Source organism: Paenibacillus sp. JNUCC 35 (assembly GCF_058269095.1).
The window spans coordinates 2,153,148-2,177,249 of the sequence record NZ_CM177771.1 but is presented as its reverse complement, the minus strand read 5'-3'; the positions used below and the strand labels follow the sequence as shown (position 1 = coordinate 2,177,249).

The following is a 24,102-nucleotide window of genomic DNA, read 5'->3' as shown; positions in this document are numbered from 1 at the left end:
CAAAACTTTTCGTAAGAAAAGTTACTTCGTAAGGACTACTAAACTTTGCGGGTAGCAAAGTTACTTCGTAAGCGTCACTAAACTTTTCGCAGGAAAAGTTACTTCATAAGCATGCTCAGCTTTTCGCAAGAAAAGCCGCTGTGTAAGGATTGGCGGGCTGCGTTCACAGCTCTCCTAAATGTCTAAGCTTACGGCCGGGGAAGGCACCCCGAAGCCGCTCGGCTTTACCGGCCCCTCTGACAGCCTGTCCGGTATCCGATCTCTTGGCGTTTTTTTATCAAACCGGGGGATTTATCCCCTTGTAGAAGGGCGAGGCCCGGCCCTAACCCAGCCTCTATTGTACCATATCCCGCGTTCAAAATAGAGCGCAAAAGAAAAGAGCAGCTCCTGGGCTGCTCTTTCTCTGCTTTATAGGACGGCGCGCTCGGAGACGATACTCCGCCGCGCCAGGCCATCTTGCTTCGCTTCTAACGCTCCATGGGCACATTCAGCTTCGTCAATGCTTGGGAAGCCGCCTGCTGTTCCGCTTCTTTCTTGGAACGTCCGGCCCCTTTGCCGAGCTGTTTGGCATCCATATAGACCTCAGCCACAAACTCTCTCTCGTGAGCCGGACCTCGCTCTTCCACGATACGGTATTCGAGCGCCCCCATATTGTGGTGCTGGGTATGCTCCTGCAGCTGCGTCTTATAATCGATCACGAGCAGCTTGCCCTCCGCTGATACATAGGGAAACACATGCTGCTGCAAAAAGAGCTTAACCGCTTCAAGCCCCTGGTCCAGGTACAGCGCTCCGATAAAAGACTCGAAAACATCGGCGAGAAGCGCGGGACGCGAACGGCCTCCCGTCATTTCCTCGCCTTTGCCGAGCTGTACGTAACTCCCGAAATTGAGCTTCTCCGCAAAGTTGACTAGCGAAGGTTCACAAACGATCGACGCCCGAAGCTTCGTCAGCTCTCCCTCTGTGCGGTGCGGATACTTGAAATACAAGTATTCCGACACCGTTAGTTCCAAAACGGCATCACCCAAAAACTCAAGACGTTCATTGTCCTGGTAATTCGCCATCCGGTGTTCATTCACATAGGAAGAGTGCGTAAAAGCCTGCCTAAGCAAATCGAGGTCTTGAAAGCGGATCTCCATGTCGGCTAGAAGCTGATTGACGTCTCGGTTCATGTTCTCACCACCGGCCGGTTGTTAGGCTTGATATTTTTTCAAAATAATCGTTGCGTTATGTCCGCCGAACCCGAAGGAGTTGGACATGGCCACCTGAACGTCGCTCTTGCGGGGAATGTTCGGCACGTAATCCAGGTCGCATTCCGGATCCTGGTCGTCCAGGTTAATCGTCGGCGGAATGATACCGTTTTCGAGCGTAAGCCCGCAAATAACGGCTTCAACGCCGCCGGCTGCACCAAGAAGATGACCGGTCATGGATTTCGTCGAGCTGACAGCGACTTTGTAAGCATGCTCACCCAGCGCTTTCTTGATGGCCGTTGTTTCGGACTTGTCCCCGACCGGCGTACTCGTACCATGCGCATTGATGTAGTCGATCTCTTCCGGCGCAATGCCTGCGTCCTTGATCGCTTTGACCATGCAGCGGGCCGCTCCGTCCGGATCGGGCTCCGTCATATGATGCGCGTCACCGCTCATTCCGTAGCCGATGACTTCGGCGTAGATGTGGGCGCCGCGTTTCTGAGCATGCTCAAGCGACTCCAGTACGAGGACACCCGCACCCTCGCCCATCACGAAGCCGTCACGGCCCGTATCGAAAGGACGGCTCGCCTTCTCAGGCTCGTCGTTGCGGGTAGACATCGCACGGAGCGCGCAGAAGCCGGCAACGCCCGTCGGGCTGATGGTCGCTTCGGCTCCGCCGCAAATCATCACATCGGCGTCTCCGCGCTGAATGAGTTTGAACGAATCTCCGATGGAGTGCGTTCCTGTCGCGCAAGCGGTAACCGCCGTGCTGTTCGGACCCTTCGCTCCGGTAATCATCGAGATTTGGCCTGAAGCCATATTCGCGATCATCATCGGAATGAAGAACGGGCTGACCCTCTTCGGTCCTTTTTCAAGCAGAATCTTATGCTGTTCTTCCCAAGTCGACAGGCCGCCGATTCCGGAACCGACATAAACGCCGACCCGCTCGGGATCCGTATCTTCCTGTATGTTCAAGCCGGAGCTCTTCAAGGCGTTGATGCTGGCCGCAACCGCAAACTGCACGAAGCGGTCCATTCTTCTTGCTTCACGTTTATCTATATAATCTTCGGGGTTGAAATCTTTAACGGATGCGGCGATGCGCGTCGGATACTCGCTTACGTCGAAGCTTTCGATAGCGCTGACACCGGATTTGCCCGCAAGCAGATTGCCCCAGAAAGTATCCACTTCTTGACCCAGGGAGCTCATAACTCCAAGTCCTGTAATAACAACTCTATTCACGTGTACCACCTCTGAATTAAGGGTGTTTTCTCTCGCTTTTTCTACGTTCAGAAAATGAGGAGAAGTCCCGCCTTTATGAGAACGGGACTCTTTTTAGAACGGGACTCCAAAGATTTTTACGTATGAGATTTTATGTAATTCACTACTTCTCCCACAGTCGTAATCTTCTCAGCATCTTCGTCGGAAATCTCCAGATCAAATTCATCTTCAAGTTCCATAACCAATTCTACAACATCGAGAGAATCAGCACCTAAATCTTCTTTGAAAGACGCTTCAAGGGTAACTTCAGTTTCTTCTACCCCTAAACGGTCGATGATAATTTTCTTTACGCGATCTAGTACGTCGGACATCCGGCTCACCTCCTCCTTGGTATTATACGAGAATACGAATCAAAATGCCATACTTGTCTAAGCGGGACAACCGCCGACTGCGGCACGGGCCCCGTAGGGCGTCTTACATGTACATGCCGCCGTCGACGTGAAGCGTCTGGCCGGTCATGTAGGAACCTTCGTCCGAAGCGAGGAAACGGACGATTTTCGCGATATCTTCCGGCTTGCCGAGCTTGCCGAGCGGAATTTGCTGCAGAAGGGATGCCTTCTGCTCCTCCGGCAGCTGGTCGGTCATATCGGTGGAGATGAAGCCCGGCGCTACCGCATTAACGGTAATCCCACGGGACGCAAGCTCCTTGGCGGACGCCTTCGTGAGACCGATGACGCCCGCTTTCGCCGCCACGTAATTGGCCTGCCCGGGGTTGCCGAGCACGCCCACGACGGACGAGATATTGATAATGCGGCCCGAACGCTGTTTCATCATGGGGCGGGTCGCCGCTTTGGTGCAGTTGAAAACGCCTTTGAGATTGGTCGCGATGACGATGTCAAAGTCTTCCTCTTTCATCCGCATAATGAGATTATCCCGGGTAATTCCGGCATTATTCACCAGTATGTCCAGACTGCCCAAGGCTTCAATCGTCTGCTTGACAAGATCTTCGGCTTCCTGGGATTTGCTTACATCGCCGCGGAGCTTAACCGCGCGTCTTCCCATCGCCTCGATCTCTTTAACGACTTCTTCCGCAGCCTGTTCGCTGCCTGCATAGTTGACTGCCACATCGGCCCCGCTTGCGGCAAGTTCCAGGGCAATGGCGCGGCCGATTCCGCGGGAAGCTCCGGTAACGAGCGCCGCTTTACCACTCAGCATGGCTTGTCCTCCCACTACATCATGAATTTGTGTGACGCTTAAATCTCGGCCTGAAGCGCCGCTTCCAGGTTGTTGACGGAAACGACTTTCACGCTCCGGCTGACTTTCTTGATCAGACCGGCGAGCACCGTCCCCGAACCGATCTCGACGAAGGTGTCGACACCCTGCTCGATCAGCCACGCGACAGTGTCTTCCCACAGCACCGGAGAATACACCTGGCGGACCAGAAGGTCGCGGATTTCATCCGGCGAAGTGACCGGACGCGCCGTAACGTTGGCCACGACGGGCACGGCAGCTTCCTGCAGGCTGAGGCCCGCAAGCACGTCCGCCAGCTTCTCCGACGCCGGTTTCATCAGCGAGGAGTGGAACGGCCCGCTCACTTCGAGCGGAATCGCCCGTTTCGCGCCGATTTCCTTGGCGCGGTCCACGACCGCCTGCACGCCTTCGCGGGTGCCGGAAACGACGATCTGGCCCGGGCAGTTGATATTGGCCAGCTCGACCGCGCCGGTTTCAGCGCTGACGGAGCGGCAAAGCTCGTCCAGCGCGCCGCGCTCGGCTCCCAGTACGGCAGCCATCGCGCCGAGCCCGCCCGGCACGGCCTGTTCCATAAACTCGCCGCGCGCGCGCACGGTGCGCACGGCATCCTCGAAGCCGAGCACGCCGGAGGCTACCAGCGCGGAATATTCGCCCAGGCTGTGCCCGGCCGTAAAGTCCGGCACGATGCCTTTTTGGCGGAACACTTCCAGATAAGCCACACTCGCGGTAAGCAGAGCGGGTTGTGTATGATACGTAATTTTCAGTTCATCCTCGGGTCCCTCGAATACGAGAGAGGATAAGGAGTAGCCTAGTGCCTTGTCGGCCTCGTCGAAGACGCGTTTCGCTCCTTCATGAGCGTCATAAGCATCCTTCCCCATGCCGACCGACTGGGCTCCCTGTCCCGGAAATACAAAAGCTATCTTGCCCATAAACGTCAGTATTCCCCTTCCACTTTTTTACCAGATCAGCACGGACGCTCCCCAAGTCAGACCGCCGCCGAAGCCGACCAGCACTGTCGTGTCGCCTTCTTTAAGACGGCCCTGTTCGGCAGCTTCCGCCAGCGCTACCGGAATGGAAGCGGCCGACATGTTGCCGTAGCGGTCCAGGTTGATCATGCATTTGTCCTCGGTCAGCTCCAGACGGTTGAGCGCGGATTGGATAATCCGGATGTTCGCCTGATGCGGAATCAGAAGATCGATATCGTTTTTATGAAGTCCCGCTTTGCGAAGCGCTTCTTCCGCGGCCGATCCCATGATGCGGACCGCGAATTTGAACACTTCGCTGCCTGCCATATAGATGTAGTGAAGGCGCTGGTCGAGGCTTTCGGGGGATGCCGGATAGCGGGAACCGCCGCCGGCGATCTTAAGAAGCTCCGCACCGGAACCGTCCGCACCGAGTTCAAAGGACTTGAAGCCGCGTCCTTCCGGCACCGCGCCGATCACGACCGCACCGGCTCCGTCGCCGAACAGAATGCACGTGTTGCGGTCCGTGTAATCCGTGATCCGCGACAAGGTATCCGCTCCTATGACCAGGGCATACTTGTAAATACCGTTCGCGATAAAATTGGACGCATTGGCCAAGCCATAGATAAAGCCCGCGCAGGCTGCGGCCAAATCGAAGGCCGCCGCGTTCTTGGCGCCCAGCTTCTCCTGCAGAATGCACGAAGCCGACGGAAACGCCATATCCGGCGTAACGGTAGCCACAATGATCAAATCCAGCTGATCCGCCGTAATTCCCGCATTTTCAAGCGCAATGCGTGAAGCCTCAAGCGCCAAATCGGAGGTTGCCTGCTCGGGAGCCGCCATTCTCCGTTCCCGGATCCCGGTGCGCGTCACGATCCATTCATCGTTCGTCTCCACCATAGACTCCAGTTCCTGATTCGTTAAAACCCGATCAGGCACATATTTACCCGTGCCCAGAATGCCCACAGGAATGCCATTCATTAGGACCACTCACTTCCCGTTCTTGATTTCCGTAGCGATTGCGCCGACCAGATCATTCTGCAGCGCCGTTCTTGCCTGACGCACGGCGTTCTTGATCGCCTTCGCATCGGACGAGCCGTGGCTTTTCAGCACGAGGCCGCTTAATCCGAGCAGTGGAGCCGCTCCGTGCTCCGTATAATCGAGCTTCCCCTTGAAAGCGGACAATCCCGGTTTCAGTACGGCCGCGGCCAGTTTGGTCATCGTCGTACGGGTAAACTCGGTCTTCAAAGCGGAGAAAATGGCCGAGGCCGCTCCCTCCAGCGTTTTCAGCATAATGTTGCCGGCAAATCCGTCGCACACGATAACGTCGTATTCAGCGTGGAGAATGTCGCGGGACTCGACGTTGCCCACGAAATGAATGGGAGCTTGTTCCAGCAGCTGATACGCCGCTTTCGTCAGCTCGTTCCCCTTCTTCGCCTCCGTGCCGATATTCAACAGACCTACGCGGGGACGATCCATACCGTGAACCTTGCTTCTGTATATGCTGCCCATGATGGCGTATTGGAGCAGATTTTCCGGACTGGAGTCCATGTTCGCTCCCAGATCAAGCGCGAGAACACCTCTGCCGTCCAGCGTCGGGATCATCGGCGCGACAGCCGGGCGTTCAATGCCGGGTACCCGGCCGACGACGAGAAGCCCCGTCGTCATAAGGGCGCCGGTGTTGCCTGCCGAAATCATCGCGTCGGCTTCGCCTTCCTTGACCAGCCGGCCCGCGACGACCATCGAGGCGTCTTTCTTGCGGCGGACGGCCCGGACGGGCTCGTCTTCGGCTTCGATGATCTCGGAGGCGTGGATGACACGCAGATTCGAGGGGCGCTCCGTAAGCAGCGCCTCGATCTTGGCCGAATCGCCGACGAGCAGAAGCTCGACATCGGTCCATTCCTTGGCTGCCGCCAGAGCCCCTTCCACGACGATTGCCGGGGCGTGGTCGCCGCCCATTGCGTCAATTGCGATCCGCATTGGCTTGCCCACCTTCTGTTCGTAGTTGTTCTTTCTTGGAGTGAAAGATGACGAAGCTGCCTTCGAAAACAACTTCGTCTCCGATAAACGTCTGCACATTCACCTTGGCCTTCCCCTTCGACAGGGACTTGACGTACGCTTTCGCGATACATTTCTCGCCAAGCATGGCAGAGCGGATAAACCGGATGTCGGCCGAAGCGGTTAGCGCGATCGGATCGTTGATGACCGCAACGGCGAGTGAATTGGCTTGGGCGAAAATATGATGCCCGCGCGCGATTTTCGTACGGGAAAAAACATGGTCTTCGGTCAGTTCGAACATGGAAATGCCGCTCTTGTCGAGCTGGAGATCGATGATATCCCCGATCACTTCATCAATGGGCAGGGAACGCACCTGGTCGTAGGAACGTTCCGCCATATGCTTGATCCGTTCGCGCAGCTCGGGTATCCCCAGCTCGAGACGGTCCAGTCGAACGGTTTGAATGCTAACCTGAAACTTACGCATTAATTCTTCATCCGTCAGAAACGGATTATCTTCAATTGCCTGCAGCAGCTGCTGCTGACGAGTGCGTTTCGGAAGACGTTCGATGACAAGCACCACCCTGCTTGTGGAGACGGCCGGTAATATGGCCTCCTCTTATTACCTAGTACTAAAAGTAGTATATATAATTTGCGTGCAAAAGGGAAGCCTTGCGGATAAATCCGCCCCGCTCCTCCTTTTACCTTATCCGCTCACAGCTTTTGGACAAAAAAAATAGCACCTCACCTAAGATGAAGTACTATTTGTCAGCTTAACGTAAATTAAGCTTGTACGATTTCTCTGCCTTTGTATGTGCCGCAGTTTTTGCAAACGCGGTGAGAAAGCTTCAGTTCTCCGCACTGCTCGCACTTAACCATGCCCGGAACTTCCAATTTGAAGTGGGTACGGCGCTTGTCGCGGCGGGTTTTGGATGTTTTTCTGAACGGTACTGCCATGAATTCCACCTCCTTAACGTAATCCCCATATCCCTACGAGTTGAAAAAATCAGCCAGACCGGCCAGTCTCGGATCGATCCGTTCGTTCTTGCAGCCGCAGTCGCGTTCGTTGCGGTTCGTTCCGCATCCGGGACAAAGCCCTTTGCAGTCTTCCCGGCAAACCGGCGCCAGCGGCAGCTCAAGCTGTATATTCTCTTCAATGTAAGGGTTCAATTCCACTTTATCTTCGCGAACCAGATGGACGATCTCTTCCTCATCCTCGGAAGCCTGCGCTTCCACTTCCGGTTTCGAAGTAAAAATTTCCCGAAAGGGAATGTTCAACGTCTGCTTGAACGGAGTCAAACAACGGGAACAGCCAAACTCAAGCTCGACGGAAACACGGCCGGTTACTTCCACGACGTCGGACGCCGCTTTCGCCTCCAGATCCGTAACGATCGGTCCTGCGGACAAAATATCCTTGCGGCCTTTCAGCAGCGCTTCACTGTTAAGCGATTCGCGGATGGCAACAGGCTGTCCTTTGGCCATGATGTCTTTAAGTTGAATCCACATGTTTTTATCACCTCAAACAAACAAAGATAATTATAGCTATTATTCTTCCGGTTTGTCAATCATTTCGGAGGAAGCTCCGCCAAATACTTTAGGGCGTCGTCCATCGTCGCGACGGGAACGATCTTCATCTTCGTTCCGATTTCCTTGGCGCGGGCCAAAGCATCCGTGTAATTGTAGATCGTACCTTTGTCTGTTTTGAGATCCTGGGGAGCAAAAAAGATCTCGGCTCCTTCGCGGTCGGCCGCGATGATTTTATGCTTGATACCGCCGATAACGCCTACTTTGCCGTCCGTGTCGATCGTTCCGGTTCCCGCGATTTTGTGCCCCTTCGTGATGTCCTCGGGAAGCAGCTGGTTGTAAATCTCCAGGGAAAACATCAGACCTGCCGACGGTCCGCCTATTTCGCCCGCTTTAATGGTAACCTGCTTGGAGGGATCGTCCGCCTGGACACTTTGCATTTCGGCCATCGTAATCCCGATTCCCACGCGGCTCTTGCCCGTGTCTTTATCGGGCGGCAGCTTGGCCAGCGTGAGCGGCGCCGTCATCTCTTTATTTCCGCGGATGAAGGTCAGCGTAACGGTGTCTCCTTCTTTTTTGTTTTCCAGAAAGGCGAAAAGATCCTGAGAAGTTTGGATCTCCTTCTCGTCCGCTTTGGTGACCTTGTCTCCGGCCTGCATCACTTTCTCCGCGGGAAGACCCGGCGAGAGGCCCGTGACCATGACTCCCTCTCCTTTTATATGGAAAGGAACGCCCGCCTTCTTGTAAGCGGTCTGGATCGCGTCGCTTTGGGAAGTCAGCATGACGAACTGCTGCTGCTGGCTGTAATCTTTCTCGGACATCCCCCGGAGGACATCTTTCTTGAGCTGAAGTTCGTCGTATTTGTTGGCCAAGGACCACAGATACGTCACTACGTTCGCATTGGCCACCCGGACCGTAACGAGCATAAGCGAGCCTTTCTCATCGGTATTGTCGCTCTTGGGGACGCTGACCATCGGGTGAACGGCTTCAGCCGTACCGGGCATATAAATAAAAAAAGGCAGAGGAACGTAAAACAGGATAACAAAACAGAGAAAGCCGACAAGAAGCGACGTAAAAAAACGCCTGGAGCGCCTCTGCGGATGCGCCCGGCGGATGACGGGCCTCTCCCGGACATTGTCCCCGTTCTCGAAGCCGGTTTCCCGCTTGCGTTCTTCTTGTTCCTGTTCGTCGTTGTAACGCTGGTTTTCATGATCTTTGTCGTTCATTTCAAGGGTTCCCTCCCGTTCCGTTTCCGAAAATCGGAGAATGGATGTTTGTTAGTGTATGCGGGGCGGGCTTGGTCTAAACATCTTCGGTCCGGCGTACACATGTAGCAAACGAATCGAGGTGTTTACATGCCGAAATCCCTAACGCACCGCGGCGGCGGGTATCGTACCACGCTTCTGCTCGGCAGTCTTGCGGCCGCCCTGGTCGCGTCGATTATCGCTTTTCCGGACAAGGCGCTCCAGGCATCCCTGGAGGGCATCACGATCTGGTGGAACATCGTATTCCCGGCGCTGCTGCCGTTTATGATTCTTACCGAGCTGCTGCTCGGTTTCGGTGTCGTCCACGCCCTCGGCACCCTGCTGGAGCCGCTCGCGCGGCTCCTGCTCCGCCTGCCGGGCACGGGCGGTCTGGCGCTCGCCGCGGGAGCCCTGGGCGGATTTCCGAGCGGCGCCCTCTTCACGGCCAAGCTCCGCGGCCGGAAGCTGCTTACGCGCGGCGAAGGCGAGCGCCTGCTGGCGCTGTCGCATCTGGCAAGCCCGGTGCTGATCGTCACCGTGATCGGCACCGGGTTCCTGCACAGCCCGCGCCTGGGGCTTCTGCTGGCCGGCGTGCATTACGGCGGCGCGCTGCTGCTCGGCTTCGTGCTGCCTTCGCAGAAGAAGCCGGCGAGCGCCCCTGCGCCGGGACAGCCCGAATCCACGGACGGAGCCGGGGATTCGGGGGGAGCCGCCGGCGGGTCCGCCGCGGAGCCGCCGCGCACGCACGCGGGCCCGGGCGACTCGCGGGGGCGTGCCGTGCGGGCGGACGCGCCTGCGCCCGGCGGCGAGGCGCCACCCGTGAAGCGCCGCGGGGCGGGAAGCGGTGCCTCCGGCGCTCCCCTGTGGCGGCAGGCCGCAGGCAGCCTGGCCCGCGCCCGCAGCGAGGACGGCCGCGCGTTCGGCCAGCTGCTCGGCGAGGCCGTCACGGCTTCGGTGCAGTCGCTGATGGTCATCGGCGGCTATATTATGATTTTCTCCGTCATCATTCACATGCTGACAATGCCGGATATGCTCCAAGCCGCCGGCGGGCTCCTCGGACTGCCCGTAGGGCCGGACCTGCTGCATCATCTGGCTTCCGGCTTGTTCGAGCTCCACTTGGGCGCTCATGCCGCGGCTGGAGAACAGGCGCTGCCACAGGGCATCAAACTCGCCTTAATCGCAGCTTTTCTCGGGTTCGGCGGGTTATCTTCCCACGCACAGGCCCTGAGCGCCGCCTACGGCGCCGGTCTGCGGTATCTCCCTTTTCTGATGGCGCGCCTGCTTCATGCCTGCTTTTCGTACCTGCTTGTTCTCCTGCTATGGTGTTTCACAAGCGGGTTGTTTCCATCTGTGCCTTCCGGACGGCAAACGCTCGAAGTCTCGGGAACTCTACCCCCTATAGCCAGGACAGGAGAAGGGTCTTTGTTTTCTTCCTTGAGCGTTTGGATGCCTGCCTTCGCGCAGCTTGGCTTTCTTCTGCTCATGCTGGCTGCTGGCTGCGTTCTGTCCTATGCACTGCATGCATTTGCGCAGCGAAGACTCCATTCGGGCCCTAAAGCCTGACAGGCCCTTAAAAGAAGGAGGAAGCCTGCGCCCGGCAGCCTTCCTTGACCTACGGTTGCCGTGTGTTTGCGGCAAATTTCAATTTCAGCTCTTCTTCCACTTCCCGCGGAACGAAATGGGAAACCGGACCGTGAAAACGGGCAATTTCTTTTACGATACTGGAGCTGAGGAAAGAATACTGCGGCGAAGAGGTCATAAAGAACGTTTCGACTTCTTCATTTAATTTGTTGTTCATCGTCGACAACTGCAGCTCGTATTCGAAATCGGAGACCGCACGAAGCCCCCGGACAATAATATGTACATCTTTGGACTCCATGTAGTTGATCAGAAGATCCCGGAACCCGTCCACCTCGACGTTCGGAATGTCCCTCGTTACTTTCGTTAGAAGCTCAATGCGTTCTTCCAATGAAAACAAAGGATTTTTCGACGTGTTATTCAGGACGGCTACGATTAATTTATCAAAAACTTTCGCCGCCCGGCGGATAATGTCCAAATGGCCGTTCGTCACGGGATCGAAGCTTCCCGGATAAACCGCTATTTTCAATCGTGGTTTTTCCTGATGCACAGCTGTGTCAGCTCCTTCTTCATGTTCGGTTTCAGTTCAGCCCGGTGTCTTCAAAGGTATACAAGGTCACAGCCGTATCCCCGTAATCGGCACGCCGCTGCATGACAAAACCCTCGAAAACCTCAGGAAGCTTATCCGCGGCGTCATGTTCCACCACGATCGTCGCCCCCTGCTCGAGCAGTCCCAATCCCTTCATCTTTTGCATAAGTTCTCCGGTAATTTTAAACCGGTAAGGCGGGTCCAGGAATACAAGCCCGAACTGCTTACCCCGTTTTTCCAGAGCTTTCAGTGCCCGTCCCGCATCATTGCGGTATATTTCCGCACGATCCGTCAATCCGGTAACCTCCAGATTGTGGCGCACGGTATCCAGACTTTTTTTCTCCAGGTCGATAAATATGCACGTGTCCAGCCCCCGGCTCAAAGCCTCTATCCCGAGGCCGCCGGTTCCGGCGAACAGATCAAGTCCCGTACCCCCGTCAAAGTAAGGCCCGATCATCGAAAAGATCGCCTCCTTGACCTTGTCGGTCGTCGGACGCGTGCTCATCCCGGGTACGGCCTTTAAAGAACGGCCCCGGGCACTTCCAGAAATCACTCTCATACGCTGAATTCCCCACTGTAATGTTCTTGTCGGTTTTCTGTTATCGTACCACAATCTTTGTTCGTTGCACAAAAAGGCTTTGAAAAAAATTTCCTGTCCGTGTATAGCCTGTCTTTTTTTCGGATATGATTGAATTATCGACATCAAAAGTGTCGTAGACAACCGCGGAGAAGACTTACGTTTCCCCATAAGCTCTTCGTCCGGTTTCTCCTCTCCCATGAAAGGCCCTCGTAGTGATACGGGGGCCGATTTTTATTTATAAACCCTTATATATCAAGGGCTTCACTCATTCTTCATTTTATATTTTTTTCAAAATCCTCTAAAGGTGGCAAAAAAGGTGGCAAATCACTTCGTTTTTGTTTTGATTTTCCTTTTTGTTCATATAAAATTTTGCTGTTCCTTCTATGAAATAATCGCCTATATTAGCCGGTCATTTACCTGGAAAATTACGCGTGATACAATTTATCCAACATCATGAGATTATCCGCGTAAGGAGGTATAGACTTGGCGCTCCGTGTTGGGAGAAGCCGCTTACCCGAACTCCTAAACAGTAAAGGTATGACACAAGCACAATTAGCCCAACGATTAAATCTTTCAGATTCCTTCATTTCTAAAGTCGTCCGTGGTGAGAAACGCTTATCTTTGGTTAAAACCAGGGAAGCAGCAATAGTCCTCAATTGTTATATGGATGACTTGTATGAATGGATTGACACCGATGCAGGTAAGCGGTAGTGAGCAGATTTTCGCTCACTCCTATAAGCGATACTGTACCTATTGGTTCATACAAATTACAATATATGTAATTTTATGATGGGTGGAACGGTATGAAAAAGAAAAACCCCAAGCCGGACGACGGCGAACGTGGAAGCCTGGTCATATTTCAGCTGATATACATTTACATTATTGCTTTTTTGTTCGTGCCTTTGAGCGGCACAGAAGGTTCCCTTGAATAATAAAAAGCCCCCGGCCATTAGGCACGGGGGTATACAATGGACAGAATGCAAACGAGAACGAAACACAATCATTTCTAAAAAGTAATCTTATTTTTAGGGTCTGCTAAAGCAATCCCGTCTTCATGTTTTTTAGTTAATGAAGATGATAAATCCATGAAATATTTTTCTACTAAAATGAACATAAAAAATGAAAATGGTAGAATCACAAATAATGAAAATGGTATCAAACGATAAAATTTTTCCCAACCTTCCGCACTGTTAATAAAATTAGTCTTATTCAAACTATCCATTAAAGGAAGGTGCCAGATATAAATACTATAACCGATTATCCCTACTATTCTTAAGTACGTATTGCTGAGAATAGAGGTTAATACATTTTTCTCGAATAACACGTATAAGAATACTACTGCGAATAAAATATACAGGAAAAAATCAAAGCCAAAAGAAAAAAAGAACCAGCTGAAATGCGAGTTTTGTTTAAATCTCCAAGAATAATATGTATAAAATAGTAATCCAAAAAACAAAGGCGTCAACCAAATTAGATATCTTGCTGAAATAATCAGATTATCTATGTAGTGATTTTTTCCATTCTTTTTATAATAGAATATGCTGGCAAGTGTCATCCCAATTGTAAAGTTGTCTAAACATCCTAAAATATTGTATTCCGTCAGATAATAATATTTCCAATCAATCGAGTCAATGTTAGGATTATAAATTAAAAAACACACTATCCGGTAGATGATCACTAAAGCTAATGTACTAGGAAATGCAATCACAGCTCTCCTTCCAATGAAGTAACGAGCTATAAATGGAAGTAAAATGTAAAATTGAACTTCATTAGACAAGGTCCATGTTACCCCGTTGATCATATGTTCCGGAAAAAAACCTTGTAGAAAAAAAATATTGATAAAAAGTTTCTTCACTCCCTCTGTTGATAGAATAGTAATATTATTTGTCAACAAAATATTTAAAACCAGAAAAACATAATAAGCAGGAAGTATACGCAACGCCCTACGAATGAAGTATTTTTTCAGACTTGGTGGTGTAACGCATTTATTTGCGTTGTAGTAATAATTCGCAAAAGGTATAAATAATAAGAAACCACTAAGAACATAAAACAAATTAACACCAGGGTGCCCCCAACTGAGTAAAAAAGTAATGTCCCACCCGAATATATTTAATTCAGGTATACCTGAATTGCCCCACGCGTGATATATAAACACCATTAAAACTGCTATTGCACGAATCCCGTCTAACTCTGGAATATGAACGTACCTATCCATCCCCAATATTCCGCTTATTTTTTTTCCCAACAAAAAGTGGCACCACTTTCCAATATATTTGTTATCTTGACACCACTATACATGACTTCCTTTTTCAAACACAAGGTGTTCCAATTAAAACTTCGAAAACCAAAGTCTGAGGACCCGAGTTAAGAGGTTGAGACCCCGGAGCAGCCGGTAGAAAAGGGCATCCGCTCCGCAGCTTGCGAAAGGCTCGGGCGTCCCTGGAAGACTTCCTCCGCCGAGCGAACACCGACACTTGATTGTGGATATGCAGGCGTCGTAACCGGGCTGACTTCGAACAACTCCGCTTCCATAACGCTACGGATCGGCACAGATTCTAAATCTGTTTAAAGAGGTCAAAGTGATCTATGAGCAGAACGATTCCGACGACAAATAAATCGCACCCTACCTTAGTAAAGCAAATCAATAAACCTTTTTTAAAATGCTCTACAAAGAAAAAGTGAGTACAGTCAATAGACTATACCCACTTCTATGCACGATAAGGCATCTGTTAGGCATACTATGTAAAGCATTTTAGGGACGATAAAAATAGCAATAGTCAATTGCCAAAAATGTCACCTACAAAACTAAATGCTTTTTACAGAGCAATTAACAAACAGACACCACCCTTTAAATTAGTTGCATCTAACATACTTTAAATACAAGAAATATGTCAAATCAGTTAATCCAAACGTCATTATGAATCATACTTCTGCATGGCCGGCAAAAGTCTAGCGTGAATTTTTTTCATGGCAAATCTCGCTATTGGCTGAGCAATCAAAAGCTCAATCCAGAACGCGACACCGAAATTTCTGAACCAGCGGGGAAAGAAGTTTTGAATCGGTTCAAGGCTTATTTGTTTCATACCTACCCAACTCCCTATGTATCGCGGGTTTCTTTTTTGCTTCCGCGGAAAGATTGGTTATAATGAAACGCTCCTCTTTAATTTAAAATCCCCCCTCCGTATGATAGAGACGAATCCAAACGATCATTAGAGGTGACCACTTTGAACGAAGGCATTATTCGAACCATTGATTTCAACGACACCGAACTCGTACGCAGCCTGTACGAATTACAACGGGAATCTTACTTAATTGAAGCTAAGCTTATTAATTTCTATGAGATTCCGCCGTTAAAAGAGACTTTCGAGGAGTTTCAGGCATGCGGCGAACAATTTAGAGGCTATTTCATAAACAATCAGCTTGCCGGAGCCGTTTCCTGCACGGCAGAAGAGGAAACCGTCACGATTTGCCGGATGGTCGTCCACCCGGATCATTTCAAAAAAGGAATCGCCCAGCAGCTTTTAAACACGCTGGAGTCCGACATGGGTCACGTCTCCCTACTCAAAGTAGCGACGGGAAAGGACAACGTTCCGGCGAAAAATTTGTATTTGAAAAACGGCTACAAGCATGAACGCGACCTGGAAGTCGCACCGGATTTTTACATCAGCTTTTTTCAAAAGACGGTCAGTTAAGTATTTTCCGAACGACCCGGACCGCCCCTTACGACCCTGCAACAACCGCAACCAGAATAAAACCGCCTCGCTAAACGGGGCGGTTTGTTGTTCTCCTATGCACGAACGGGTCTATCCGAACAGATGCTGCGCTTCTTTCGTGCTCTCCTGCACGATACGGTAGGTAGACCTTCCCATATACAAGGGGATTTGAAGCTTGCCTAGATCAGGCAGGCCGTTGTCCAAAAACAATTCCTCGTCCTTGTACCGCTGGAGAATTTCTCCGGCGATCCATTCGTGGTCCCCGTAAGTCCGGATCTCCATGACTCTGCACTCGTAGGCATAGTACGCATCCCTCAAAACAGGAATATCCGCCGCAAGTCCGTTGTCATAAGCAATTCCGAACTCCTTGTACTTGTCCATGTCTCTTCCGCTGAACGTTCCCACCGCCTGTATGAGCTCCGACCGGGAACCGGGAAGAAAATGAACCCCGAACACGCCGCTTTTTTCAATTAGAGAGTAGGTATGGGTCTCTTTCCTTAAAGAAATCCCGTATATGCCGGGAGAGGAGCCTATGTAGGTGTGCCAGCCGGAAGCCATCACATTTTGCCGGCCTCCATAGCGTGAAGTCACGACGGCCACCATCCCCGGATAACTGTACCATGCCTGATCGTCCGTAGGTGTTCTCATAATAACCCCCTTTCCGGTCTCAGCCGCCATTCGCAAGCGGACCTTTTCCGATGCTTTCGCAAACAGTTAAGGCAGTTTTTTGACACCCATCACATGATCGAGCGGGATAAACCCGATCTTCCGGCTGTCATCGCTGTGGTTGCGGTTATCTCCCATCACGAAAACATGGCCTTCCGGCACCGTCCACTTATGATCGGAAACGAACTCCATCGTTTCTTTTATATACGGCTCCTCAAGCACTTGACCGTTCCGGTACACCTGATGATCCTTGAACTCCAGAACGTCCCCCGCTTTGCCGATCACTCTTTTGACGTAAAAGGTTTTCTCATTCGCGCTTCCTGTAATCAGCTGAATGACCGGCTGTTCCATAAAGCTGTCCTTAAACGTACGTGGACGATCCACCCGGCTGTCGATGACGACAATGTCCCCGTATGCCGGTTCCTGAGCAAAGGTATGCACCAGCTTGGAGATGTAAATGCGCTCCTCGTCCTGAAGCGTAGGATCCATGGAATGCCCGTCAACTTTGTAGGGCTGGAAAACGAAAATACCGATAAACAGGACGAGGACAAACGAAACGCCGATAGACCCGGCCCAACCCATCGCTTCCTTGAATATTTTCACTAAGACATCTTCCTTTCTAAACCTTATTGCCTAAATTATACCACGCTCTTAGGCATCTTGCGAAAAATGGCTCACCGATACGTCGTCTGTCTATCCCCACCTGTTTCCATTGCTTTCACCCGCCCTCCCGGTGTATAATTGTAGCAACTTAAAATTGCAGTTCCCCGGAGGAGCCTGTCACCAAGGCCTTGCTATGTCTACATAGCGGGTTTTGGTAACGGGCTCTTTTTGCATGCTTTTCCGGATTCCGGGACTACAATAAGAAAGCAAGGAGTGTGAGGCGGTACGTGCTAATTTTTCAACTGGCTATTATTTTGCTCGCATCGAAACTGGCCGGGGATATCAGTGTCCGGCTGGGTCAGCCTTCGGTTCTCGGAAAGCTTCTTATCGGAATTGTGCTGGGACCTAATCTTCTCGGACTTGTGTCGAATACGGATGTGCTGCAGGAAATCAGTCAAATCGGAGTCATTCTGCTGATGTTCATCGCGGGCCTCGAAACCGATACGGAGGAGTTTAAACGTACAGGCAAAGCCTCCGGTTACGTCGGAGTCGCCGGCATTATCGTCCCGTTCGGCCTCGGTTATCTCGCCGGCATCCTGCTGAATCAATCTCCGCTGGAAGCTTCGTTTCTCGGCCTTCTCCTGTCCGCGACCAGCGTCAGCATCTCGGTACAGGCGCTCAAGGAGATGGGCCAGCTGAAGTCCAGAGAAGGAACGACCATCCTCGGAGCGGCCGTCATCGATGATGTGCTGGTCATTATCGCGCTCGCTTTTCTGATGAGCATGGCGGGTGGAGACGTTAATTTAGGCATGATTGTCGTGAAAAAAGTCGTTTTCTTCGCGGCTGCTCTTCTTTTCGCCTGGAAGGCGGTCCCTTGGATCTTGAAAAAATTCGCTCCCCTGCGTGTTACGGAGACGGTACTCTCCGCCGCTCTTATCATCTGCTTCGGTTACGCCTATTTGGCGGAATATGCCGGAGTCGCGGCCATTATCGGCGCTTATATCGCCGGAGTCGCCATCAGCCTGACGAATTACAAGCACGAAGTGTTCGAAAAAGTGGAGACGATCAGCTACTCCATCTTCGTTCCCGTTTTCTTCACGTCCATCGGAGTTACCGTGCAATTTCAGGGAATCTCCTCTTCGATCGGGCTTATCGTGATCCTCAGTCTTCTTGCCATCGCGACGAAGCTGGCCGGTTCCGCCATCGGCGCCAGACTCGCCGGATTCAAGTGGCGCAGTTCACTGGCCATCGGCGCAGCCATGGTATCCCGCGGCGAAGTCGCCTTGATTATTGCCGCCATCGGTCAAGAGTCCGGGCTGCTTTCCGAAGAAATGTTCGCGGTCATTGTCGTGGTCGTTCTCGTGACCACCATCGTCACCCCGCCGATGATGAAGCTCTTTTTCAGCGAAAAGAGCGCCCCTGCCGCGGCACGGAATACCGCCGAGTGATTTGCGCCTGACACAAAAAACGCCTCTCAGCCCGTTAAAATCGGCTGAGAGGCGTTTTTGCACACCGCGCGCAAGTTTCCGCTCACGCGGTGCAGTATCGCATGACCGGGCACCCGCATGCGTGCAAGGCTTCCAGCGCGCGGTGCAAGCTTCACGAAGTCTCGCATAACGCGCGGCGTGAAGCCGGGGAAACGTTCCGGCTTTCCACGACCTCGAAGTGGTAGATCGTGTTCCGGGTGAGCACCCGGAACTCCGCTCCGTCCCGGTCGATGGCTTGAACCCGGGTTGTCTGGAAAGATCGGAAATCGTCCACCCGGCAGAGTACCATGGAACTTCCCACTTCCGTGGGTTTCATTTCTTGCAGGATGGTTCCGAGCATTTGATCGTATCGGAATGAGGTGGCGCGTTTAGGCGTCATACCGTCATTTTCATAAATTTGCAGCAGTTTAAGGTAGCTCATCGTCGTCCCTCCTCATTTGAAGGTATGCCCGCAGCCCTTATTCCATCCGGTTAAGTTCCGGTAAATATAGGCAGACGGACGGTAAAAGACGTTCCCTGACCCGCTTCGCTTGTGACCCGGACACTTCCGTTGTGGGCCTCCACATACTGTTTGACCAGAGCCATCCCGAAGCCGAGCCCCGGTTCGGAAGCCGCGGCGGCCGGCGGATAAGCGGTCCGGTAAAAGCGCTCGAACAGATGCGGAATCTCGTCGTGTGTAAGGCCGGCTCCGTCGTCTCGGACGGTGACGGTCACTTCCAGATCGTTGACGGTGACCGATACGGAGGCCGACGAACGAGCCAGCCGTACGGCGTTCCCGAGCAGATGGCCGAACGCCTGCTCCAGCTTGTGGCGGTCGCCGTAAAGGCTGACCTCCCTGGACGGCGAGTAGCGCAGCTCGATGCCGGAGGCGCGCGCTTCCGCCTCCAGGCGGGCGATCAGCGGATCGAGGCTCGCCCGCAGCGAGAACCACTGCTTTTCCAGCTCCAGGTGGCCGGATTCGGCGAGCACGAGCTGCTGCATGTCGTTCACGAGCGCCGACATGCGGCTGACTTCTTCGAAGAGCGCCGCCGCCTTATCGATCGTCAGTCTCTTCTCTTCGATCTGCGCCTGCTCCAGGCTGGAGCGGAGCACCGTAAGCGGACGCCTGAGCTCCTGGGTCAGATCGGCGACCATGCGCGGCCGCACGGTTTCCATCTGCCTCAGCTTGTCCTCGATGCCCGTAAGCAGGGCATCGGCTCCCGCCGTCCTGGCGTTTATGTCTGTGCCGCCGTTTTCTTTGCCCCGCCTGAAAGAGGGCTCCGATCCGTCTTCCCTCGCAAGAACGGCAAGACGGAAAAGGATACGGTCGAGCACCGCTTGAAGCCGGTTGTCCCCCCGTTTGAGATAGAGGCCGGCTGCAGCTCCGACGAGCAGGGAGCCCGCCAGAACGGCGGCCCAAAACGGCGGCTCCGGATGATGGAATGGCGCGGCGGGCAAGCTATAATAACCCAGAGTCCGGTTGCCGTCCTTAACGGTTCGCAAGTCAATGCGGCCGGCTGCAGGGTCTTCCTTATCGGAAGAAGACGATGCAGCCGCGTCGAAGAGCAGCTTCTGATCGGCATTGTACAGGCGAAGACCGGCTTCTTCGGCCAAGCGCTGCGGGTCTGAATCTTCTTTTAACTGTTTAATTACGGAAGACCAATTTTTATCGACGCCATACATGGCGTTTAAATACGAATCCCAGAACAGATGGTTCCGGCTGTTTGCCTTCTGCTGCTCCGTCCAGAGAAAAGCATACGCTTGTCCGATTAGGATGCAGGCAGTCAGCAGGCCCAGCAGGGAGCCGATCCATACCGGTTTTCTGTGTTGGTTTATCGTCGTTCTCATCTACACCCTCCGCAACTATACCTGCTTTTTTCATTGTAGCACATCGGGATAGCGTTTTGCTTCTTTTCCGGCAGAGCGCTCCGTTTTTTGTAAACAGAAGGATTGACTTTTTTATATACACAGCTTAATATTTATATAGTTTAAATAATAACTAGTGAAAACAATTTTGCGAATTTGAAAGGAGGAGACTATCTTCCGTGCTTGATAATGAAGATTACGTAGCCCGGATTTTGCGGGCCACGATGTCCTTTTACCGACGGATCGGGCCTCAGATGTCTCATTTTAAAGAAATGGGGCTGACCGGTCCGCAATTTCACGTGCTGAACTGGATCGCGGAAACCGGGCCCGGTAAAATCACCCAGTTGGCCGAAATGATGGAAGTGAAGCCCAGCGCCATTACCGTCATGATCGACCGGATGGAACAGAACAAGTTTGTCGTCCGGCATCACGATGAGAACGACCGCCGTGTCGTCATGGTATCCCTTACGGAACACGGGCAGAGCGTTCTTAAAGAAGCGAAGCTCAAATCTTTCGAAGTTATCAAACAGTATTATTCGCGGCTCGACCAGGACGAGTTGGAGTCGCTGATGAAAATTTCCGAAAAACTGCAAAATATCGCCGGAAATGAAGATGACACAAACGGAAAATGCTGCAAATCATAGAGAAATGGAGTTTAAACAATGGGAGAACCACTTAAACTGGAGCAAGATCAACAAGAAATGACTAAACACCGGGGCATGCTGATAGCGGGTCTGATTATCGCGATGCTTTTCGGAGCCCTCGAAGGAACGATCGTAGGCACAGCTATGCCGCGGATCGTCGGAGAGCTCGGCGGTCTCGGTTATATGACATGGCTGACTACCGCCTACATGCTGACTTCCACCGCGGTTGTGCCGATCGCCGGTAAGCTGGCCGACCTGCTGGGCCGCCGCGTCGTTTATGTGACGGGACTTATTATATTCATGGTAAGCTCGGCGCTTTGCGGAACGACGGACAGCATGGCCCAGCTTATCGTATACCGCGGCATCCAAGGTATCGGCGGCGGTATTATGATGCCGATGGCGATGATTATCATCGGGGACTTGTTCACAGGCAAGGAGCGCGCCAAATGGCAGGGCGTTTTTGGTGGTCTCTACGGGCTCGCTTCCGTGATCGGCCCGCAAATCGGCGGCTGGATCGTGGACGGCCTCAACTGGAGATGGGTGTTCTACATCAATCTGCCCGTCGGGATTATCGCCGTTATCTTTATTTCCATGGGCCTCAGCAAGCACAAAACACAAGGGCCCGTCAAGTTCGACGTAGCCGGCATGTTCACCATGATTGTCGGGGTCGTCAGTCTCCTGCTCGGTCTCAGCTTCGGGGGCAGCGAGTACCCGTGGCTGTCCTGGCAGATTATCAGCCTGTTCGTTCTGGCCGTTATCGCCATCACCGCTTTCATTATTATCGAATCCCGTACGGAGGAAGCGATCCTTCCGATGCGATTGTTTAAAAACCGTACGTTCACCATTCTCAACGGCATCGGCTTCCTGATGAGCATCGGCATGTTCGGCGCCATTATTTTCGTGCCGCTCTTCATGCAGGGGGTTGTCGGTGTCAGCGCCTCGGCGTCCGGCACCATTATGACCCCGATGATGGTTACCATGATCGTTGCCAGTATCATCGGCGGGCAGATCGTCTACAAAATCGGGCCGAAAGTCCAGATCAGCATCGGCATGATCGTGATGGCGGCGGGATTCCTTCTACTGACGACGATGAGCATCGATACGACGAAGCTTACCGCTACCTTGATTATGCTCGTAATCGGCCTTGGCATGGGGCTAGTGATGCCGATCCTTACGCTCGTTCTCCAGGAATCGTTCCCGAAATCGGAGCTGGGGGTCGTCACTTCTTCAAGCCAGTTCTTCCGCTCCATCGGCGGAACGTTCGGCATGACCATCCTCGGGGCGATTATGAACCATAAATCGACCAATCAGTTGACGGACACGCTTGTTCCCGTGCTGCAAAAGCTGCCCGAGCAGGCCAAAGAACTGACGACCAAATTTACGGAAATGATTCATACGAATCCGCAAGGGCTGTATTCGTTCCTATTCAGCCCGGAAGCTATGAAGGAGATGCCCGCGGAGTTTTTGAAAACCATTGCTCCGATTTTGAAAAATTCGCTCGTCTCTTCTCTGCATTCCGTCTACTTGTTCGCGCTGATTTTCATCGTGCTGGGAGCCGTGCTGACGGTTGCCGTACCGACAATCAAACTGACCGAGCGGAAAAAAGCCGGGCCGGCCGACAAAGCCGAACCCGCCGCGGAGTAAAATCAATCGAAAAGCCGGGATCCTTCAGAAGGATCCCGGTTTTTTTTGGTGTTTAGCCAGGCGGTGCCAAGCGCTTTTTTAACCCGGCGGTCGGTCGGGCCAGTTCAGTTAGATCCAGATCAGTTCATTTCAGGTCAGGCTAATTCACACCTGCCTGATTGCGCACGGCAACAGACACAACCGGCGATCCCGCCCGCTTCGCTGTTGCCGCACCGGCTCTTCCGGCCTGCCCGGGCCGCTTCTTACAGCAGCCACCCTTCCTGTACGGGGCTCTCCGGCGGCACGATCGGTTCGATCAGCTGCGGACTGTCATTGCGCACGCTCCCGACCAGCTGCGAAACCGGGTACGCCTCCATCTCTGCCGCTGGATAGGCCCGGAGCAAAGACAGCAGATCCGCGGGGTCCTGAACCTGCCGGTCCAGCCACAAAGCCTCGTCCTCCCGCCGCAGAATAACCGGCATCCGGTCGTGAATCTCCGCCACGAGCGGGTTCGGCGCCGTCGTCAGCACAGTGCAGGTGCTGACGCGCTGGCCGTCGGGCGAAAGCCAGGTGTCGTAGAGACCCGCCATCGCAAACAAACCGCCGTCTTTCAGCCGGATTCGCATCGGCTGCTTGAGTCCCCCCTCCCGCTTCCATTCGTAAAAGCCGTCAGCCGGAATAAGGCACCGCTTGCGGCGCAGCGGGATGCGATAAGCGGGTTTGTCCGCCGCCGTTTCTGCGCGGGCGTTCAGCATTTTGGCGCCGACGCTTTCTTCCTTGGCCCACTCCGGAATCAATCCCCACTTCAGCTCGCCGATCCGGTTATTCCGGCCGTCGTTCACGACGGCAAGCACCATCTGGCCGGGAGCTACGTTATATTTCGGTCTATGATAAGGAATGCCCGGCGCATCGAAAAGGCCGAAGCGGGCCATAAGCTCCTCTACCGTTACCGTGATCGTATACCGTCCGCACATGGACATTTCCTCCTTATTCACACAAGCTATGTACAGCCTAATACAACGGCGGGTTGAATTCAAATAAAAACGAAGCCTTCGAGGGACCAAGTTCTGGGTGTTCCGTGCTCCCGACAGCCTTTCCCGGCATGCTCATTTATGAATACGATCAAAAATATGCTGCTGCATTTGATGAGCCAGATCAACCGTACCCGCGTCTTTACCGTTTTGTAAAGTCCACTGTATAAGCACCATCGCATTCGCCGCGTACAGCCGGGCCAGATAGTCGGTCGGAACGTTCGGCACGGCCGGTTCTTTGTCCAGATAAGAAAAACAAGCGTCGTATAAAATCCCCTCAAACTGCGCACGCAAATCCGCCAAAGGCACATGGACGTTAATCTTTTTCATTCAACAATGCGATGAGCGCACGGGACATGCTT

At 53.0% G+C, this 24,102-nt stretch carries 27 protein-coding genes and 1 pseudogene; 6 read left to right on the top strand and 22 right to left on the bottom strand.

Annotated features, from left to right (window positions below; genetic code table 11):
- Positions 1–467: 467 nt before the first annotated feature.
- The 11 genes from rnc to AC2TF6_RS09975 form a co-directional block, all read right to left on the bottom strand.
- A complete protein-coding gene (gene rnc / locus AC2TF6_RS10025; RefSeq protein ID WP_009673364.1) occupies positions 468–1,169 on the bottom strand; it encodes a ribonuclease III in 702 nt (233 codons plus the stop codon).
- 21 nt (positions 1,170–1,190) lie between these two features.
- Positions 1,191–2,393 carry a beta-ketoacyl-ACP synthase II gene (fabF, locus tag AC2TF6_RS10020; RefSeq protein WP_491311621.1) on the bottom strand — a complete coding sequence of 401 codons (1,203 nt, stop codon included), beginning with the start codon at positions 2,391–2,393 and terminating at the stop codon, positions 1,191–1,193.
- Between the two features lie 149 nt (positions 2,394–2,542).
- Positions 2,543–2,776 carry an acyl carrier protein gene (gene acpP, locus AC2TF6_RS10015; RefSeq protein ID WP_009673355.1) on the bottom strand — a complete coding sequence of 78 codons (234 nt, stop codon included), beginning with the start codon at positions 2,774–2,776 and terminating at the stop codon, positions 2,543–2,545.
- A gap of 103 nt (positions 2,777–2,879) precedes the next feature.
- Complete coding sequence (gene fabG / locus AC2TF6_RS10010) at positions 2,880–3,620, bottom strand: 3-oxoacyl-[acyl-carrier-protein] reductase (protein ID WP_491310885.1); 741 nt, start codon at positions 3,618–3,620, stop codon at positions 2,880–2,882.
- 38 nt (positions 3,621–3,658) lie between these two features.
- Entirely contained in the window at positions 3,659–4,585 is a 927-nt protein-coding gene (fabD, locus tag AC2TF6_RS10005) for an ACP S-malonyltransferase (RefSeq protein ID WP_218228494.1), read from the bottom strand.
- 27 nt (positions 4,586–4,612) lie between these two features.
- Positions 4,613–5,599 carry a beta-ketoacyl-ACP synthase III gene (locus AC2TF6_RS10000; protein WP_491310884.1) on the bottom strand — a complete coding sequence of 329 codons (987 nt, stop codon included), beginning with the start codon at positions 5,597–5,599 and terminating at the stop codon, positions 4,613–4,615.
- A 9-nt stretch (positions 5,600–5,608) separates the two neighbouring features.
- Complete coding sequence (gene plsX, locus AC2TF6_RS09995; protein WP_491310883.1) at positions 5,609–6,598, bottom strand: phosphate acyltransferase PlsX; 990 nt, start codon at positions 6,596–6,598, stop codon at positions 5,609–5,611.
- A complete protein-coding gene (gene fapR / locus AC2TF6_RS09990) occupies positions 6,582–7,196 on the bottom strand; it encodes a transcription factor FapR (protein ID WP_491310882.1) in 615 nt (204 codons plus the stop codon). The genes plsX and fapR overlap by 17 nt, the downstream gene beginning before the upstream one ends.
- A 200-nt stretch (positions 7,197–7,396) precedes the next feature.
- A complete protein-coding gene (gene rpmF / locus AC2TF6_RS09985; RefSeq protein ID WP_009673368.1) occupies positions 7,397–7,570 on the bottom strand; it encodes a 50S ribosomal protein L32 in 174 nt (57 codons plus the stop codon).
- A gap of 33 nt (positions 7,571–7,603) precedes the next feature.
- On the bottom strand, positions 7,604–8,119 hold the full coding sequence (locus AC2TF6_RS09980; RefSeq protein ID WP_491310881.1) for a YceD family protein: 516 nt from the start codon (positions 8,117–8,119) through the stop codon (positions 7,604–7,606).
- A gap of 59 nt (positions 8,120–8,178) precedes the next feature.
- Positions 8,179–9,363, bottom strand: a complete 1,185-nt coding sequence (locus tag AC2TF6_RS09975; RefSeq protein ID WP_491310880.1) for a SepM family pheromone-processing serine protease — start codon at positions 9,361–9,363, stop codon at positions 8,179–8,181.
- Between the two features lie 129 nt (positions 9,364–9,492).
- Between AC2TF6_RS09975 and AC2TF6_RS09970 the strand changes: the two genes are divergently transcribed.
- Positions 9,493–10,944 (top strand): hypothetical protein, encoded by a 1,452-nt coding sequence (locus tag AC2TF6_RS09970; RefSeq protein ID WP_491310879.1) that lies wholly within the window; start codon positions 9,493–9,495, stop codon positions 10,942–10,944.
- A 49-nt stretch (positions 10,945–10,993) separates the two neighbouring features.
- On the opposite strand, the gene coaD is transcribed toward AC2TF6_RS09970, so the two are convergent.
- On the bottom strand, positions 10,994–11,509 hold the full coding sequence (gene coaD, locus AC2TF6_RS09965) for a pantetheine-phosphate adenylyltransferase (protein ID WP_009673015.1): 516 nt from the start codon (positions 11,507–11,509) through the stop codon (positions 10,994–10,996).
- A gap of 31 nt (positions 11,510–11,540) precedes the next feature.
- Positions 11,541–12,107 carry a 16S rRNA (guanine(966)-N(2))-methyltransferase RsmD gene (gene rsmD / locus AC2TF6_RS09960; protein ID WP_036739794.1) on the bottom strand — a complete coding sequence of 189 codons (567 nt, stop codon included), beginning with the start codon at positions 12,105–12,107 and terminating at the stop codon, positions 11,541–11,543.
- Between the two features lie 504 nt (positions 12,108–12,611).
- Between rsmD and AC2TF6_RS09955 the strand changes: the two genes are divergently transcribed.
- Entirely contained in the window at positions 12,612–12,839 is a 228-nt protein-coding gene (locus AC2TF6_RS09955) for a helix-turn-helix domain-containing protein (RefSeq protein ID WP_491310878.1), read from the top strand.
- Between the two features lie 295 nt (positions 12,840–13,134).
- Here the strand turns inward: AC2TF6_RS09955 and AC2TF6_RS09950 are convergent, their stop codons facing one another.
- From AC2TF6_RS09950 to AC2TF6_RS09940, 3 genes and pseudogenes are all read right to left on the bottom strand, one after another.
- The gene (locus tag AC2TF6_RS09950; RefSeq protein ID WP_491310877.1) at positions 13,135–14,376 is read right to left on the bottom strand and encodes an acyltransferase family protein; all 1,242 of its coding nucleotides are present in this window, start codon (positions 14,374–14,376) and stop codon (positions 13,135–13,137) included.
- 116 nt (positions 14,377–14,492) lie between these two features.
- Positions 14,493–14,660 (bottom strand): HK97 family phage prohead protease, encoded by a 168-nt coding sequence (locus tag AC2TF6_RS09945; protein ID WP_491311620.1) that lies wholly within the window; start codon positions 14,658–14,660, stop codon positions 14,493–14,495.
- Between the two features lie 383 nt (positions 14,661–15,043).
- A pseudogene (locus tag AC2TF6_RS09940) lies at positions 15,044–15,229 on the bottom strand (hypothetical protein); the annotation flags it as partial.
- 123 nt (positions 15,230–15,352) lie between these two features.
- Between AC2TF6_RS09940 and AC2TF6_RS09935 the strand changes: the two are divergent.
- Positions 15,353–15,820 carry a GNAT family N-acetyltransferase gene (locus AC2TF6_RS09935; protein ID WP_491310876.1) on the top strand — a complete coding sequence of 156 codons (468 nt, stop codon included), beginning with the start codon at positions 15,353–15,355 and terminating at the stop codon, positions 15,818–15,820.
- Positions 15,821–15,931: 111 nt separating this feature from the next.
- On the opposite strand, the gene AC2TF6_RS09930 is transcribed toward AC2TF6_RS09935, so the two are convergent.
- Positions 15,932–16,489: a flavin reductase family protein gene (locus tag AC2TF6_RS09930; protein ID WP_491310875.1), complete on the bottom strand. Its 558-nt coding sequence runs from the start codon at positions 16,487–16,489 to the stop codon at positions 15,932–15,934.
- 66 nt (positions 16,490–16,555) lie between these two features.
- Positions 16,556–17,089, bottom strand: a complete 534-nt coding sequence (lepB, locus tag AC2TF6_RS09925) for a signal peptidase I (RefSeq protein ID WP_491311619.1) — start codon at positions 17,087–17,089, stop codon at positions 16,556–16,558.
- 308 nt (positions 17,090–17,397) lie between these two features.
- Between lepB and AC2TF6_RS09920 the strand changes: the two genes are divergently transcribed.
- Positions 17,398–18,558, top strand: a complete 1,161-nt coding sequence (locus tag AC2TF6_RS09920) for a cation:proton antiporter (RefSeq protein ID WP_491310874.1) — start codon at positions 17,398–17,400, stop codon at positions 18,556–18,558.
- A 151-nt stretch (positions 18,559–18,709) separates the two neighbouring features.
- Here the strand turns inward: AC2TF6_RS09920 and AC2TF6_RS09915 are convergent, their stop codons facing one another.
- Together AC2TF6_RS09915 and AC2TF6_RS09910 are read right to left on the bottom strand one after the other, a co-directional pair.
- Complete coding sequence (locus tag AC2TF6_RS09915; RefSeq protein ID WP_009673019.1) at positions 18,710–19,018, bottom strand: hypothetical protein; 309 nt, start codon at positions 19,016–19,018, stop codon at positions 18,710–18,712.
- A gap of 50 nt (positions 19,019–19,068) precedes the next feature.
- Positions 19,069–20,424 (bottom strand): sensor histidine kinase, encoded by a 1,356-nt coding sequence (locus tag AC2TF6_RS09910; RefSeq protein WP_491310873.1) that lies wholly within the window; start codon positions 20,422–20,424, stop codon positions 19,069–19,071.
- Positions 20,425–20,621: 197 nt separating this feature from the next.
- On the opposite strand from AC2TF6_RS09910, the gene AC2TF6_RS09905 reads away from it, so the two are divergent.
- Complete coding sequence (locus AC2TF6_RS09905; protein WP_491310872.1) at positions 20,622–21,086, top strand: MarR family winged helix-turn-helix transcriptional regulator; 465 nt, start codon at positions 20,622–20,624, stop codon at positions 21,084–21,086.
- A gap of 57 nt (positions 21,087–21,143) precedes the next feature.
- Complete coding sequence (locus AC2TF6_RS09900) at positions 21,144–22,730, top strand: MDR family MFS transporter (protein WP_491311618.1); 1,587 nt, start codon at positions 21,144–21,146, stop codon at positions 22,728–22,730.
- A 242-nt stretch (positions 22,731–22,972) separates the two neighbouring features.
- On the opposite strand, the gene AC2TF6_RS09895 is transcribed toward AC2TF6_RS09900, so the two are convergent.
- Together AC2TF6_RS09895 and AC2TF6_RS09890 are read right to left on the bottom strand one after the other, a co-directional pair.
- Positions 22,973–23,683 carry an SOS response-associated peptidase gene (locus AC2TF6_RS09895; protein ID WP_491310871.1) on the bottom strand — a complete coding sequence of 237 codons (711 nt, stop codon included), beginning with the start codon at positions 23,681–23,683 and terminating at the stop codon, positions 22,973–22,975.
- A gap of 132 nt (positions 23,684–23,815) precedes the next feature.
- Positions 23,816–24,070 (bottom strand): hypothetical protein, encoded by a 255-nt coding sequence (locus AC2TF6_RS09890; protein ID WP_491310870.1) that lies wholly within the window; start codon positions 24,068–24,070, stop codon positions 23,816–23,818.
- Positions 24,071–24,102: the final 32 nt, after the last annotated feature.